This is a genomic window from Roseivirga sp. (assembly GCF_049099775.1).
Taxonomy (GTDB): domain Bacteria; phylum Bacteroidota; class Bacteroidia; order Cytophagales; family Cyclobacteriaceae; genus Roseivirga.
The window spans coordinates 33,944-48,076 of record NZ_JAGDZM010000005.1 but is presented as its reverse complement, the minus strand read 5'-3'; the positions used below and the strand labels follow the sequence as shown (position 1 = coordinate 48,076).

Sequence of the window (14,133 nt, the reverse complement as noted above, 5' to 3'; positions counted from 1 at the left end):
AGGTAATAGTTGAGGAGGCGAAATATTCTCGAATATTGGAAGTAGGGGCGCTTAGTGCGTTTCGAGCATTGGCTCAGCCTCCTCTACCGCAACCGTTCCATTGTCATTAATTTCAGTGAGTGTGAGTGTTTTTAGCTCATTGATAAGGAGTGGATCGTATTTAGCCGCAACTCTAACATAATTTTCGGTAAAACCATGCATTAAGCCATTCTCAATATCATCTTCAAAAAGAACTGTGTGAGTGGTGCCAAGTTGAGAAGCGTAGAAACTGCGTCTTTTCTTCTCAGACAAAATGCGCAGCATCTTAGACCTCTGCTGTCTAACTTTCAGCGGTACTGCGTTATCCATAGTTGCCGCAGTCGTATTCGCTCTTTCTGAATAAGTAAATACATGCAGATAGGAAATGTCAAGTTCGTTCAGGAAGTTATAAGTTTCTAAGAAGTCAGCTTCTGTTTCGCCAGGAAAGCCTACAATCACATCAACCCCTATACAGCAATTGGGCATCAATTGCTTGATCTTGTTAACTCTATCTTCGTATAACTCGCGCAAATACCTTCTGCGCATTGCACGAAGAATCTTATTGTTTCCTGATTGGAGTGGTATATGGAAATGTGGCACAAACCTTTCCGATTTGCTCACATACTCAATCACCTCATTGGTCAGAAGGTTGGGCTCGATAGAAGAAATTCTGATGCGGTCAATTCCTTCGACTTGATCAATGGCCCTTACCAAATCGATGAATCTTTCCTCGCGTTTTCCATTGACGATACCAAAGTCACCGATATTAACGCCGGTCAATACCACTTCTTTCACATCCGTTTTAGCAATATCTTCAGCCGATTTTAAAATGTTCTCTATCGTATCACTTCGACTTTTACCTCTTGCCAATGGAATGGTACAAAATGCGCAATGGTAATTACAACCATCTTGAACCTTTAAAAAGGTTCTTGTCCTATCATTAATAGAGTAGGCGTTATTGAAGGATTTAGCTTCCTTAATTTCGGAAGCGAGTACTCTGGCTTCCGCAGGTTTAACAAAGCCATCTAATAATTCTAATAACCTAAATTTCTCTGCAGCACCTAAAACGGCATCAACACCCGGAATAGTGGAGATTTCTTTAGGTTTTAATTGTGCGTAACACCCAATAATAGCGACATAGCCATTAGGGTTTACTTTTTGCGCCTCTTTTACAATCTTTTTACATTTCTTATCAGCGTTTTCAGTAACACTGCAAGTATTTATAATGAAAATGTCTGGTTCTTCAGAGAACCCAACTTTCTGATAGCCTTTCTCTTCAAAACCACGAGCGATCGTAGAAGTTTCGGAGAAGTTCAGCTTACAGCCAAGCGTATAGAATGCTACTTTTTTCATTTTTATCAATCGTGCGGCAAAGGTAGTTGTTTTTTGATCTATTTCTAGACCATTTTAATGCTGAAGAGGTTTGATATAATTTTTTGAGAAAAAAATCAAAAAGGGTCTTTTTTGACCCTAATTTTATTTGATTTTCGTTTTTATATCGTTTTTGGTAATTAATTATGCGATATTTTGATTATGAAAACGTAAAAGTGTTAGTTTTGCCATTGAAATTAAATCGAAAAACTAATAAGTTATGTCCAATCAACGCCAGCGCGCACTAGATGTAGTTCAAAACAGAACTACAGATAGGGTAATTGCTCCATCAGATAAGATTTCTGATTTCTTTGCCGCCGATGTTTTTGATACGAACAAGATGCGTTCTGCTCTTGCTCCTGAAACATTCAGCAAGGTTCAAAATGCCATTAACAAAGGGAAAAAAATTGACGTAGAAACGGCTAATCAAATCGCTTCTGCAGTCAAAACTTGGGCCCTTTCAAAAGGTATCACTCATTATACGCACTGGTTCCAACCACTTACTGGTTCTACTGCTGAAAAACATGACTCTTTTTTCAATGCACAGAAAGGTGTTGAAATTTTGAAAGGTTCTGCGCTCATCCAGCAAGAGCCAGATGCATCATCATTCCCGAATGGTGGTATTAGATCAACTTTCGAGGCAAGAGGCTATACAGCTTGGGATCCTAGTTCTCCAATTTTTATCTGGGGTCGTACACTTTGTATTCCAACAGTATTTGTTTCTTATACCGGTGAAGCCCTAGATTATAAGACACCTTTATTGAAAGCATCTGATGCGATTAATAAAACAGCTACTAAGGTTTGTCAATTATTCGACAGAAATGTGAATGGCATGAGTATTTCTCTCGGTTGCGAGCAAGAGTACTTTGTTATCGACAGAGCATTGTATAATGCTCGTCCTGATTTGGTAATGGCTGGAAGAACAGTGTTTGGCCACCACCCTGCAAGAGGGCAACAGTTAGACGATCACTACTTTGGTTCAATTCCAAGTAGAGTTTATAACTATATGAAAGATTTTGAGATAGAATGTCTAAAATTAGGTATTCCTGTCTCTACGCGTCACAACGAGGTTGCACCTTCGCAATTTGAAGTAGCGCCTTTGTTTGAAGACATCAACATTGCGACTGACCATAACTCCTTAATGATGGATGTAATGGATCGTGTTGCTGAACGTCATTCTTTAAAAGTTTTGTTCCACGAAAAACCTTTTGCTGGACTTAATGGTAGCGGAAAGCATAATAACTGGTCGCTTATTACTTCAACAGGAGTAAACGTATTTCAGCCAAGTTCGAGTGCTAAGGAAAACCTTCAGTTCTTGACTTTCTTGGTTAATACAATCAAAGCTATTCATGATAACTCAGGTCTTTTAAGAGCGAGTATTGCCTCTGCTGGTAACGATCATAGATTGGGTGCCAATGAAGCTCCTCCTGCAATTATGTCTGTTTTCTTAGGCTCTCAGTTAACGGCAGTTTTAGATGCCTTAGAAAATAACGGTGACCTTCAGGTTGATAAAGGTGATAATATGTATATGAAGTTGGGAATTGATAAAATTCCTGAAATCATACTTGATAACACTGATAGAAACAGAACTTCTCCATTCGCATTTACTGGAAATAAGTTCGAATTCAGAGCTGTTGGATCAGATCAGAATGTGGCTGAGCCTATGACAGTATTGAATTTAATTGTTGCAAAGCAATTGAAAGAATTCTACGATATGGTTAGTCAGCGTATTGATAAAGGCGAAGACAAAAAGATTGCCATTGTCAATGAGCTAAGAGGATATATCAAAGCTTCAAAAGCTATTCGTTTTGAAGGCGATGGTTACTCTCAAGATTGGGAAGATGAAGCTGAAAAGAGAGGTTTGCCAAATGTGAAGCAATCGGCTCGTGCCTTAGATGCTTATGTAACTGATAGTGCCAAATCGCTTTTCCAAGATTTTAACGTAATGAGTGCACTTGAGCTGGAAGCTAGAAATGAAATTCAGCATGAGAACTACATTATGAAGTTACAGATTGAAGCTAGACTTATTAGCGAGTTAGGAATGACTCAAGTTGTGCCAGCTGCCCTTAGGTACCAGACTAAATTGATGGCTAATGGAACAGGTTTAGCTGAATTTGGTCTTGATAACAGCCATGTGAAAACGATTCTTGAAAAAGTAAACGGTCACATTAATACCATCCAAACTCAAATTGTAGATATGAACAAGGAGAGAGGGCAGGTTAATAAGATTGAGGATACGCGTGAAAGAGCCATTGCTTATAGCGAAAGAATTAAAGGAAAATACTTCGATGCTATTAGAGTAGCAGTTGATAAACTAGAGTTACTGCTAGATGACGAAGATTGGCCTTTGCTGAAATATAGAGAGATGCTCTTCTTAAGATAATCTTTAAGAAAGATGATAGAATTGAAACCACGCTAGCTTTAGCGTGGTTTTTTTATTTAGTTGTATTCTTTATTCTGAGATATTATGGGGAAATGGCGTAAAAGGGTAAGGATTGGTTGTCTTTCAACATTCATTCTGTTCATCATCCTAACTCAAGTAGTGAGTGGGTGTGTGAGTTTTTCGATGTCTGATAAAAAGGTAGAAAAGTACTATGCCGATGCTGAATTTGTGCCTGAGAGTAAATTCTATTCTGTTGAAGATTATGAAATGCACTATAAATATCTTGATCTTCAAAAGGAGGCGAGTTTAGTCTTTATACACGGTACCCCCGGTTCATGGGATGCATTTGCTTCTTACTTTAAGGACAGTACGCTATACAATAAAGCAAACCTTGCATCACCTGATAGGCCTGGTTTTGGAAAATCGAGTTTTGGGAAACCCATCCGATCTTTAGAAGAACAAGCAAATTTATTAAAGCCAATGATTGAAGCTATTCCTGCTCCCAGGATATTAATCGGTCATTCTCTTGGTGGACCAATGGTGGCCAGAATGGCAATGGATTACCCAGAATTAGTAGATGGCATCATTATGCTGGCACCAGCCCTAGATCCAGCGCTTGAGCCAGATGAAGATTGGTTTCGAGTTCCAATGCGTTGGCCGGTAATTGGAGCCATTGCGCCAAGGATTTTTAGGATATCCAATGAAGAGCTCATTTTCTTGGATGAAGAATTAGAGTTAATGCTACCGCTTTGGGAGCGTATCAAAATTCCAAGCATTGTCATTCAAGGAGGGAAAGATAACCTTGTTCACCCAGGGAATGCCGCTTTTGCAGATAGCATGTTGGTGAATGCAAAAAAGGATATTGTGTTTCTAGAAGAACAGAATCACTTTTTGCCTTGGAATGAATATGGTTTAATTAAAAAGAAGATTTTTGAATTGTTGGATGAATTGAAAAGGGAGAACTAGTTTAGTCCATTGCTTCAATACGCTTAATGAGTGCATCTGCTTCAGCAGTTTTTAAATCACTTGCTTTCCGATCGCTGTGAGAAAGCTTGTAAGCCTCATCTACCAGTTTTTTGTATTGATCTTGAAGTTTTTCCTTTTCTGATTTTCTGCTAAACCAACCCATGTTTTTATGTTTTGCCTTTTAACATGCGTTATAATGAGATTGTTTAATTATCCTCTATAACTTCTCCATTAAGGTAAGTTTCTTCATTTAGCAACCTTCCGTTTCGTGCAAAGACTTTCCATTTCCCTTCTCGAATCCCTTCTGTGAGTTGCCCTTCAGTCAACTTCCTTTCACGCTCATCATAAAAAACCCAAAGCCCATTTGGAAACCCGTTTTTATAAGGGCCTTCAGAGAATTTCTTACCATTGGCATAGTAGTTTATGACTTTACCGTTTCCTTCAGTAAGTGTGCCTGTTTCTAATGTATCTCCGCTACTGTCTGTAAAAGGAGAGATGCTCATTAGCTTGCCATTAGCCCAAGTTTCTTCTTTCATTGGTTTTGAATCTTTATGGAAGTAGCCCCAAAGCCCGTCTTTTTCTCCAGCTTTATAACTGCCTATTGATTCAAGTTTTCCACTCGTATAATAGATGAACCATTGTCCATTCTGAAGGTCCTGAAGGTAGTCCCCTTCGCTCAAGAGTTGGCCAGACTCATTGAAGAACTTCCAGTTTCCAGTTCTTTTGTCAGTTTTGTAAACACCAAATTCAGCGATCATCCCGTTATCATGAAAGTATTTCCAGGCGCCAGACTTTGAGCCAAGGTCATAATTTCCTTCAGCTTTTTTTGCTCCATTTCTGTAGTATTCAATGGATGCACTGTCTAGAAGACCAAGCCGATAAAAAGCTCTTGCACTAAGTTGCTTGTTGTCATACCAGCTTTCTGCGCGTCCCACCGGTTTATCGTCTACATAAGAAATTACATCGGCCTCTCGTCTGTTCAGGTGGTAACTTTTCCAAGTGCCAGTTTTTTGACCCTTTTTGTCGTAATACTCATAGGCCGCTACAATTGACCCAAAATGGTAATATGTCCATTTCTCTATTCGCTTGCCTTCATTGAAATTTCCTTTTTCAATAGTTTCTCCATCTTCATTATACTTCTCCCATTCTCCATGGAGTAGTCCAGCTTTATAATTTGTTTGGATAATTTTATAACCGTATTCGTCAAATACAGAGTAGGGGCCTTCTAGCAGCCCCGATTTGTATTCGGAGGCAATTTCTATTTCGCCCGACTTGTGGTAAGAGAGCCATTTGCCTATTTTTTGACCATTTTCGAATGAACCCTTGTCTAGAATTTTTTCATCTTCTGTGTAAGACTTCCAATCTCCATGTAGTTTGTCTTCTTTGAAAGAAGTAAACACGGCTACCTTGCCATCAGGGTAAAAGAGACGATATGCACCAAGAAGGTTGTCAGATTCGAAAATCATTCGGGCCCTTTCCAGCTTGTCAATATAGATAATCCAGGTCCCTGTTTTTTGATTGTTCAGGTATTGCCCAGTTTGAAAGTAAACGCTATCCTTAGTATATGAAGCCCAAACTCCGGTTTTTTTACCATCGATTGACTGTCCTTGTGAAGTTAATTCCGATTCGTTTAAAGGATAAATAAGTTCGAATGACTGAATCTGTGCACCTAAGAAATTAAAGGATAGTAGGGAGAGAAGCGTACAGAGCAATAGCTTGTGTTTGTTCATATGCAATAGACTGCCTGGTTGAGACATCATCTTGAAAACAAATATTGAGCCAATTAGTTCGACAAAAATAATTCTTTAAAACAGTCAATTCCTAAACGTTCAAAATCGGAAATATGATTCATTTTGAACGACTTGAATATTTTAAAGCTTTCGGATTCACGAATTTTATTTAAAATAAGAGGAGTGTTTTGATCAGTAAATGGTAGGGTGTTTTGAGGTGTTATTTCTGTTTGCCATACTTCCTCATTTAGCGTAACGGAGAAACCTTTATTCAATAGAGTCTTTAGCTTTTCGCGATAATTAAGTTTTGGTTCCCCGCTCAGAATTACCGCGAAGGAAAATATATTTCCGTACCAAATAGTAGCTCTAAAGGTGAAAATGTTATCCTTTGAAAGGTTCGCGGGGTAGTCACTTACTTGAAAAGGGAAGCCATTATGATTGTTCCCCTTAGTTATTTTAGTGGGTAACTTGCTCACCTTCGAAGGGAAAGCTATTCCCTTATTATCGATTAGACCAGCAATAGAAGATTGAAATCTATTCAGTAGTTGCGCAACTTCTTGATCGACCTCATTTTTGATTAAAAAATTCTTTTTAGATGTGAGAAAGTCTAGCTGCTCATTTGTAAACATCTGCTACCAACGAATTAATGCTGACGCCCACGTAAACCCACTACCAAATGCTGCAAGACATATTAAATCACCTTCATTTATTTTACCTTTTTCCCATGCTTCGCTCATAGCAATAGGGATAGAGGCAGCAGTGGTGTTTCCATAATGCATAATGTTATTGTACACTTTGTCATCAGGGAGTTTAAACTGTTTCTGCACAAAATTACTAATCCTTAAATTGGCTTGATGAGGAACCAATAAATCTATGTCATCAGGTTGATAACCATTTTGTTTCAGGGCTTCAGTAATAACTTCACTAAACCTTACAACCGCATGTTTGAATACCGCACTTCCATTCATAGTAAGGTTGAATGTTTTGCCGTCTAGCAATTCTTTCGAAAGCCTTGTTTCTCTACTAGAGCCTGGGTCTTTCACATAAAGTTCTTCAGCATAATCACCATCAGCATGTAAATGGGTAGATAGAACACCCTCGCTCTCAGTTGCCTGTAAAATTGCGGCACCTGCGCCGTCTGCAAATATGACAGAACTCGATCGGCCTTCGTCAGACTTATCTAAAGCCGAGGACTGTATTTCGGCCCCTACTACTAAAACCGTTTTATACATGCCAGTTTTGATAAACTGGTCGGCAATAGAGAGGGCGTATATGAAGCCTGAACAAGCGTTTCGGATATCTAATGCACCAATTCCTTGAATCCCTAGCTCTCTTTGAAGCAATACTCCAGAGCCTGGGAAGAAATAATCAGGTGTAATGGTCGCAAATACGATGAAGTCGATATCTTTTGCCGCTAACCCTGCTCTGTTAAGAGCTATTTTAGTGGCTCTAGTCCCCATATTTGAAACTGTGTCTTTTCCGGGAACAAACCACCTTCTTTCTTCAATACCGGTTCTTTCAACGATCCAGTCGTTGGTGGTATTCATGATCTTTTCAAGGTCGTTATTGGTGACGACTTTTTCGGGCACGTAATGTCCCAAGCCTATTATCTTCGAGTTTTTCACAGTGATTTCTTTAAAGCCGACTTGCCATTTGTAGCACGTTAATTCTAGGCATCTTGCGTCAACTTATGTTTCCATTTCGAGCAGGAAGTTAAATAAAATTATATCAATTGAATAGTAAAGTTATTTGGCCATCTTGAGGGGGATACTTGATTGTTATACCAATTATATATTCATATGACTTCCATTTAAGGTTGTTCAAATAAAAATGAAATCTTTCACAACCTGTTTCATCTGTTTCCGTAACAGTGGTGATAGGGTTTTTTCAATAGATGAAGAATTATAGTCTTTTCTGTTTACTGTTAGTGGGCCTGGTAAGTTTAGAAAGCTGTGGAGACTCAGCTGAGACACTAACTGTAGATGACGTAATCCAAAAAGCTGTCCTTCGCCATGGAGGAGAGAATTATGAGAATATGGAAGTTGAATTCGATTTCCGTAATCGACATTTCAGGGCAAAAATCAGCAGTGGTCAGTATGTTTATGAACGTACCTTCAAGAGTAAAGAAGGCATTGTCAAGGATGTTTGGTCCAATGACAAGTTCAAAAGAATGATCGATCAGGAAGAGATTAAATTGAATCAGGAAAACATGCGGAGCTATAGAACTGCGACTAACTCTGTGATCTATTTTGCGTTGCTACCTTTTAATTTAGATGACCCTGTTGTCAATCGCCAACTTATGCGATCTGTCGAAATAAAGGGTAAGTCTTATTATAAAGTTGAAATGACTTACGGAGAGAATGGAGGAGGAGAGGATTTTGAAGACGTTTATGTCTATTGGATCCATAAAGATGACTTTACTATAGACTACTTGGCCTACAGTTTTAACATTAATGGCGGTGGCGTTCGATTCAGAGAAGCCTACAACCCTAGAGAAATTGATGGAATTAGATTTCAGGATTATAAGAATTACACGATCAAAAAGGATTTCCCAGCCCAAGAGCTGGATTACGCTTTCGAAACAGAGCAACTCGAATTACTATCACACATAGAATTAGAGAATATCAAGGTCGATTTGACCAAATAACTAATTAAATAAAGTCAGGTTACCAAACTGGTTAGCCGGAGGTACTTTTTTCCAAAGTTCATCACTATTAAAGTTAGGATCTGCCAATTTCGGGTGCACCGGGTGGTGAAAAATGTGTTCCTCATCAAATGGTCTGATGAGTGAAAGAATACTTTCTGCATTCAATGAATCATTTAACCATTCTACTGTAAAGTCTTCATTTAATATGGCAGGCATTCTTTCCGATACCTTCATTACTTCGTGTGAAGCGGGGGTAGTAACCATCATGAAAGTATGAATGGTTTCATCATTTTCTGTTTCGAAAGTATGCCATAAACCAGCAATACCGAAAGGCTTATTGTCCTTTAAGTGAAAACGATAAGGTACCTGTTCTTTTTTTGCTATTTCTTTCCAATCGTAAAAGCTATCGGCTAAAATGATACAGCGCTGCAGCTGAAGCGACTTTTTCAAGCTTGGTTTTGAGGGGATATCTTCAATTGGCGCATACAACAACTTGCTTGCCACTCCTTTTTTCTTAGTAAATGAGGGGTTGATGCCCCAGTAGAAAAACGAAAGCCCTTCTGGATTTTCGCTGGTAATTACCGGTAAGAGGTCGCTCGGTTGTGCATTGAAAGTCGGCTGATAAAGGTCAGTGTTTTGTACAGCAAACTGTTCGCTTATTACTTGTGCCTTGGCTGCTATTGAGATGTTAATCGGCATGTATTGGTTTTGAAGAATCTGCTTCAAGATATGAAAAAATATTCATCAACAGGAAATCCGAGTAAGCTCATAAGTGTTGTTCAATCGTTTGCAAAAAGCTGAGAAAAAAAGGAGTAGAGATAGCCGAATATATATTTGAATATAGACTGATTAACAGCTATTTTTGGTGCTCAAATTTTACAGAGGTTTATGGCTGAAATTGTAAAAATGCCCAAAATGAGTGACACTATGGAAGAAGGGGTGATCGCGGTTTGGCATAAAAAAGTTGGAGATAAAGTAGAGTCTGGCGAGTTAATGGCTGAAATAGAGACTGATAAAGCCACTATGGACTATGAGTCTTATCATGATGGCACGGTACTTTACTTAGGTGCAGAAGAAGGTGATGCGGTTCAAGTAGATGGTGTTTTGGCCATTGTTGGTGAAGATGGTGAAGACTATCAGGCATTATTGGATGGTGAATCGTCAAGCGAAGAAGCTGCTCCAGCCACTGAAGCTGCAAGTCCTGCTCCAGCAGCAGCGGTTTCTAGTGAAAAGATTGACACGAGTAGTATCAATGCTACTATCGTGAGAATGCCTAAAATGAGTGACACCATGGAAGAAGGTGTGATTGCTACTTGGCATAAGAAAGTTGGAGATACTGTGGAATCTGGTGAATTGGTTGCCGATGTCGAGACTGACAAAGCTACCATGGAATATGAGTCATACGATGACGGTACTGTATTATACCTTGGGGCATCTGAAGGTGAAGCTGTAAAGGTTGATGGAATACTTGCCATTGTCGGAGAGCCAGGAGCTGATTTTGAAACACTGATTAAGGCGGATGTACAAAATGACGCTGATACTGCTGAAGTAACAGCACCAGAAGCACCTGCTGAAGCCGCACCGGTTGCTGAAAAACCTATCGCCGCAGCCCCTGTCGCGAATGAAGCGCCTGTGACACATCCTTCAGGAAGAGTAAAAGCCTCTCCTTTAGCGAAAAGATTAGCATCTGAAAAAGGAATTGATATAGCGCTTGTTCAGGGAACTGGAGAAGCTGGTCGTATTATCAAAAGAGACGTTGAGTCTTATGTGCCAGCAGCACAGCCTGCCATTGCAAGCAAAACAACAGGGGCTGTTGAAGCCGCTGCTCCGGCAATTCAGTTACCGACTATAGTTGGAGAAGAAAGCTTCGAAGATGTGAAGCTAAGTCAGATGCGTAAAGTTATCGCTAGACGACTTGGGGAAAGTAAGTTTGCTGCACCTCATTTTTACCTAACCATGGAAATCAACATGGATAAGGCCATTGAAGCAAGAAAGAGCATGAATGAAATATCTCCAGTGAAGATATCATTCAACGATATGGTAATAAAAGCCGTAGCAGTTGCCCTTAGAAAACATCCAGGTGTTAATTCATCGTGGTTAGATGACAGAATTAGAATCAATCATCATGTGCATATCGGCGTTGCAGTAGCTGTAGATGAAGGACTCTTAGTACCAGTTGTTAAGTTTGCTGATAATAAACCGCTATCTCATATTTCTGCAGAAGTTAAAGGCCTTGGTGCAAAAGCACGAGACAAGAAATTACAACCAGATGAAATGGAAGGAAATACTTTCACCATTTCGAATCTAGGTATGTTCGGAATAGAAGAGTTTACAGCAATTATTAACCCACCAGATGCATGTATTATGGCTGTAGGTGGTATTAAACAAACTGCTATTGTTAAAGATGGTGAATTGGCTATCGGCAATATTATGAAAGTGACCATGTCATGTGATCACAGAGTGGTAGATGGTGCTGTTGGTTCAGCCTTCTTAAAAGACTTCAAATCGCTACTTGAAGACCCTGTAAGACTGCTGGTTTAAAAAACATTGTTTTGTAAGTCCCGTAGTCATACGGGACTTACTTTTTTTAAGACATATCGAAATGATCAAAATAAAATCGACAACCGTTTTAGCGGTTAGACATAATGGTTCAGTATCAATAGGGGCGGACGGACAAGCTACAATGGGCAATACTGTAGCTAAAAGTAACGTAAAGAAAATTCGTAAGCTTCAAGATGGTAAGATTGTAACCGGGTTTGCAGGTTCTACTGCTGATGCTTTTACACTTTTAGAAAGATTTGATGAAAAGTTGAATGCGTATGGTGGCAATATGAAAAGAGCGGCCATCGAATTAGCCAAAGATTGGCGAATGGATAGGTATTTAAGGAAGCTTGAGTCAATGTTAATTGTTGCTGATAAAGACGATATATTGATATTATCGGGTACTGGAGACGTTTTGGAACCCGATAATGGAATTGCTGCAATAGGATCAGGAAGTATGTACGCACAAGCTGCCGCCCAGGCCCTAGTAAAGCATGCAGACCATCTTGAAAGCCAAAAAATTGTCGAAGACAGCTTAAATATTGCTGCTGACATCTGTATTTACACCAATCACAATTTGATTGTCGAGAGAATTTCTTAATTTTGTGTTAAGATCGACGGAAAAACCTGAATGTGAATAGCACGTTTAAGTTTTATAAGTCGCTTAGATGTGGTGCTTATATTCCATTACATCGAAGGCTGAACCATGAATGTATTGAGAAATTTTGCCATAGCGCTAGTGGCCTTAATTGGCTTTTCCTGCGCAGAATCTCCTTTGTCAAGTTCTTATCAAGAATTGACAGAAGGTAGGTTACTGCTCGGAGCAACCGTGCACCTAGGAAATGGTGAATTCGTTGAAAACGCAGCGCTTGGAGTAAAAGATGGTTTTGTAACCCTTTTAGCCGATGATGCTTTGTCTAAGATTGATCTCAATAAATTTCAGGTAGATAAACTCGGTCCAGCGTATCATATTTATCCGTTCAAAAAAGCAGTGCAAGGCAATTCAGGTATCGTACTAGCCCGGGCAAATGCAGAACCGATTAATATTGCCATTAGAGATCAAGAAGTCGAAAAGTGTATCACTATAGGTTGTGAAGCACAATTATTGATTTGCTATGGTAGCATTAAAGACATAAACAAATTTAGAGTTGATTATGTAGTGATGGGATCTGACAAAGTGAAAATACTTCGTCAAAGCGACTATTCGGGAACGATCATGTCAGGTGCCAATTAAAGATTATTAGTTTCGACACTTAAGGCCATCAGGATTAATTCTGGTGGCTTTTTTATTTAGTGACTTTCGGCAATTGCCTCCTGAATTGCTTTTGCTCCAATCCTGATTTCTTCATCAGATATATTAATGGGTGGGGCAATTCTGAAACTTTCAGGGCAGGAAAGGAACCAAAAGGTAATCACACCCTTTTCGATGCATTTCATAACAATCTTTTGAACCATATCAGCTGACTCGAATTCAATTGCAAACATGAGCCCCTTTCTCCTGATTTCCTTGATAATAGGGTTCGCTATTAGCGATTCCAAAAGTGCCCCTTTAGATTCCACATGTTCTACTAGACCTTCACTTTCAATTACATAGATATTGGCTAAAGCTGCTGCACAATTAACCGGATGACCTCCAAAGGTTGTGATATGGCCAAGCATCGGGTCGTATGTAAGCAAGTCCATGGACGCTTTGCTACTAATGAACGCGCCAATTGGCATTCCCCCACCAAAAGCCTTCGCTATTGTAAGAATATCGGGAACTACTTTATAGTGTTCAAATGCAAAGAGTTTACCCGTTCTCCCAAAACCAGTTTGAATCTCATCAAATATTAATTGTGTACCAGTTTCATTACAACGGTCCCGAAGCGCCTTTAGATAATTCTCGTCAGGAATTCTAACACCGGCATCGCCTTGAATAGGCTCTATGATAACTGCCGCAGTATTTGATGAGATTAGACTTAGGTCTTCAACATTGTTAAAGTTGATAAACTTTATGCCTGGGAGGAGGGGCCGAAAGGCATTTTTCTTCACCTCATTACCTGAAACGCTTAGCGCACCATGCGTGCTTCCATGATAAGACTTGTTGAACGCGATTATCTCCGTTCGGCCAGTAATCCTTTTAGCAAGCTTTAATGCGCCTTCATTGGCTTCGGCGCCACTATTTACAAAATAGCTTGAGTCTAAGCCATCGGGTAGTAGGTCGTTTAATCTTTGGGCCAATTGATTCTGTGGCCCTTGAATAAACTCACCGTATGCCATTACATGCATGTATTTTTCTGCCTGATCTTTTACTGCCTTAACAATTTCAGGATGGGAATGGCCTATGTTGGATACCGCAATACCAGAGATGAGGTCTAAATAAGCTTTTCCTGCTGTATCGAATAGGTATGATCCTTTTGCATGTTCTATTTCCAAGGCCAATGGATGAGGTGATGTTTGGGCTAGATGGTTTAAGAAAATACTTTTAGCGTCCATAT

Annotated in this window: 13 protein-coding genes; 6 read left to right on the top strand and 7 right to left on the bottom strand. The window is 39.5% G+C overall.

Annotated elements, in window-relative coordinates; translation table 11 throughout:
• Positions 1-51: 51 nt before the first annotated feature.
• Complete coding sequence (gene mtaB / locus JXQ92_RS09895; RefSeq protein WP_421986454.1) at positions 52-1,371, bottom strand: tRNA (N(6)-L-threonylcarbamoyladenosine(37)-C(2))-methylthiotransferase MtaB; 1,320 nt, start codon at positions 1,369-1,371, stop codon at positions 52-54.
• Between the two features lie 238 nt (positions 1,372-1,609).
• Here mtaB and JXQ92_RS09890 point away from each other — a divergent pair, with 238 nt between their 5' ends.
• The gene (locus JXQ92_RS09890) at positions 1,610-3,772 is read left to right on the top strand and encodes a glutamine synthetase III (protein ID WP_421986453.1); all 2,163 of its coding nucleotides are present in this window, start codon (positions 1,610-1,612) and stop codon (positions 3,770-3,772) included.
• 183 nt (positions 3,773-3,955) lie between these two features.
• Positions 3,956-4,738, top strand: coding sequence for an alpha/beta fold hydrolase (locus JXQ92_RS09885; RefSeq protein ID WP_421986452.1), 783 nt, complete (start codon positions 3,956-3,958; stop codon positions 4,736-4,738).
• A gap of 1 nt (position 4,739) precedes the next feature.
• On the opposite strand, the gene JXQ92_RS09880 is transcribed toward JXQ92_RS09885, so the two are convergent.
• The 4 genes from JXQ92_RS09880 to JXQ92_RS09865 are packed head-to-tail and all read right to left on the bottom strand — an operon-like array spanning position 4,740 to position 8,093.
• On the bottom strand, positions 4,740-4,901 hold the full coding sequence (locus JXQ92_RS09880; RefSeq protein WP_421986451.1) for a Lacal_2735 family protein: 162 nt from the start codon (positions 4,899-4,901) through the stop codon (positions 4,740-4,742).
• A gap of 43 nt (positions 4,902-4,944) precedes the next feature.
• Positions 4,945-6,468 (bottom strand): hypothetical protein, encoded by a 1,524-nt coding sequence (locus JXQ92_RS09875; protein ID WP_421986450.1) that lies wholly within the window; start codon positions 6,466-6,468, stop codon positions 4,945-4,947.
• A gap of 53 nt (positions 6,469-6,521) precedes the next feature.
• Entirely contained in the window at positions 6,522-7,097 is a 576-nt protein-coding gene (locus tag JXQ92_RS09870; protein WP_421986449.1) for a hypothetical protein, read from the bottom strand.
• Between the two features lie 3 nt (positions 7,098-7,100).
• Positions 7,101-8,093, bottom strand: a complete 993-nt coding sequence (locus JXQ92_RS09865) for a beta-ketoacyl-ACP synthase III (protein WP_421986448.1) — start codon at positions 8,091-8,093, stop codon at positions 7,101-7,103.
• A 269-nt stretch (positions 8,094-8,362) separates the two neighbouring features.
• Between JXQ92_RS09865 and JXQ92_RS09860 the strand changes: the two genes are divergently transcribed.
• Positions 8,363-9,115, top strand: a complete 753-nt coding sequence (locus JXQ92_RS09860) for a DUF6503 family protein (RefSeq protein ID WP_421986447.1) — start codon at positions 8,363-8,365, stop codon at positions 9,113-9,115.
• Here the strand turns inward: JXQ92_RS09860 and JXQ92_RS09855 are convergent, their stop codons facing one another.
• Complete coding sequence (locus tag JXQ92_RS09855; RefSeq protein ID WP_421986446.1) at positions 9,116-9,814, bottom strand: SOS response-associated peptidase; 699 nt, start codon at positions 9,812-9,814, stop codon at positions 9,116-9,118.
• Between the two features lie 189 nt (positions 9,815-10,003).
• Between JXQ92_RS09855 and JXQ92_RS09850 the strand changes: the two genes are divergently transcribed.
• The 3 genes from JXQ92_RS09850 (at position 10,004) to JXQ92_RS09840 (ending at position 12,890) form a co-directional block, all read left to right on the top strand.
• Positions 10,004-11,656: a pyruvate dehydrogenase complex dihydrolipoamide acetyltransferase gene (locus tag JXQ92_RS09850; RefSeq protein WP_421986445.1), complete on the top strand. Its 1,653-nt coding sequence runs from the start codon at positions 10,004-10,006 to the stop codon at positions 11,654-11,656.
• 61 nt (positions 11,657-11,717) lie between these two features.
• Positions 11,718-12,257 carry an ATP-dependent protease subunit HslV gene (gene hslV, locus JXQ92_RS09845; RefSeq protein ID WP_421986444.1) on the top strand — a complete coding sequence of 180 codons (540 nt, stop codon included), beginning with the start codon at positions 11,718-11,720 and terminating at the stop codon, positions 12,255-12,257.
• A gap of 105 nt (positions 12,258-12,362) precedes the next feature.
• Positions 12,363-12,890, top strand: coding sequence for a hypothetical protein (locus tag JXQ92_RS09840; protein WP_421986443.1), 528 nt, complete (start codon positions 12,363-12,365; stop codon positions 12,888-12,890).
• A gap of 56 nt (positions 12,891-12,946) precedes the next feature.
• Here JXQ92_RS09840 and JXQ92_RS09835 read toward each other — a convergent pair whose 3' ends face one another.
• Positions 12,947-14,131, bottom strand: coding sequence for an aspartate aminotransferase family protein (locus tag JXQ92_RS09835; protein ID WP_421986442.1), 1,185 nt, complete (start codon positions 14,129-14,131; stop codon positions 12,947-12,949).
• Between the last annotated feature and the right edge of the window lie 2 nt (positions 14,132-14,133).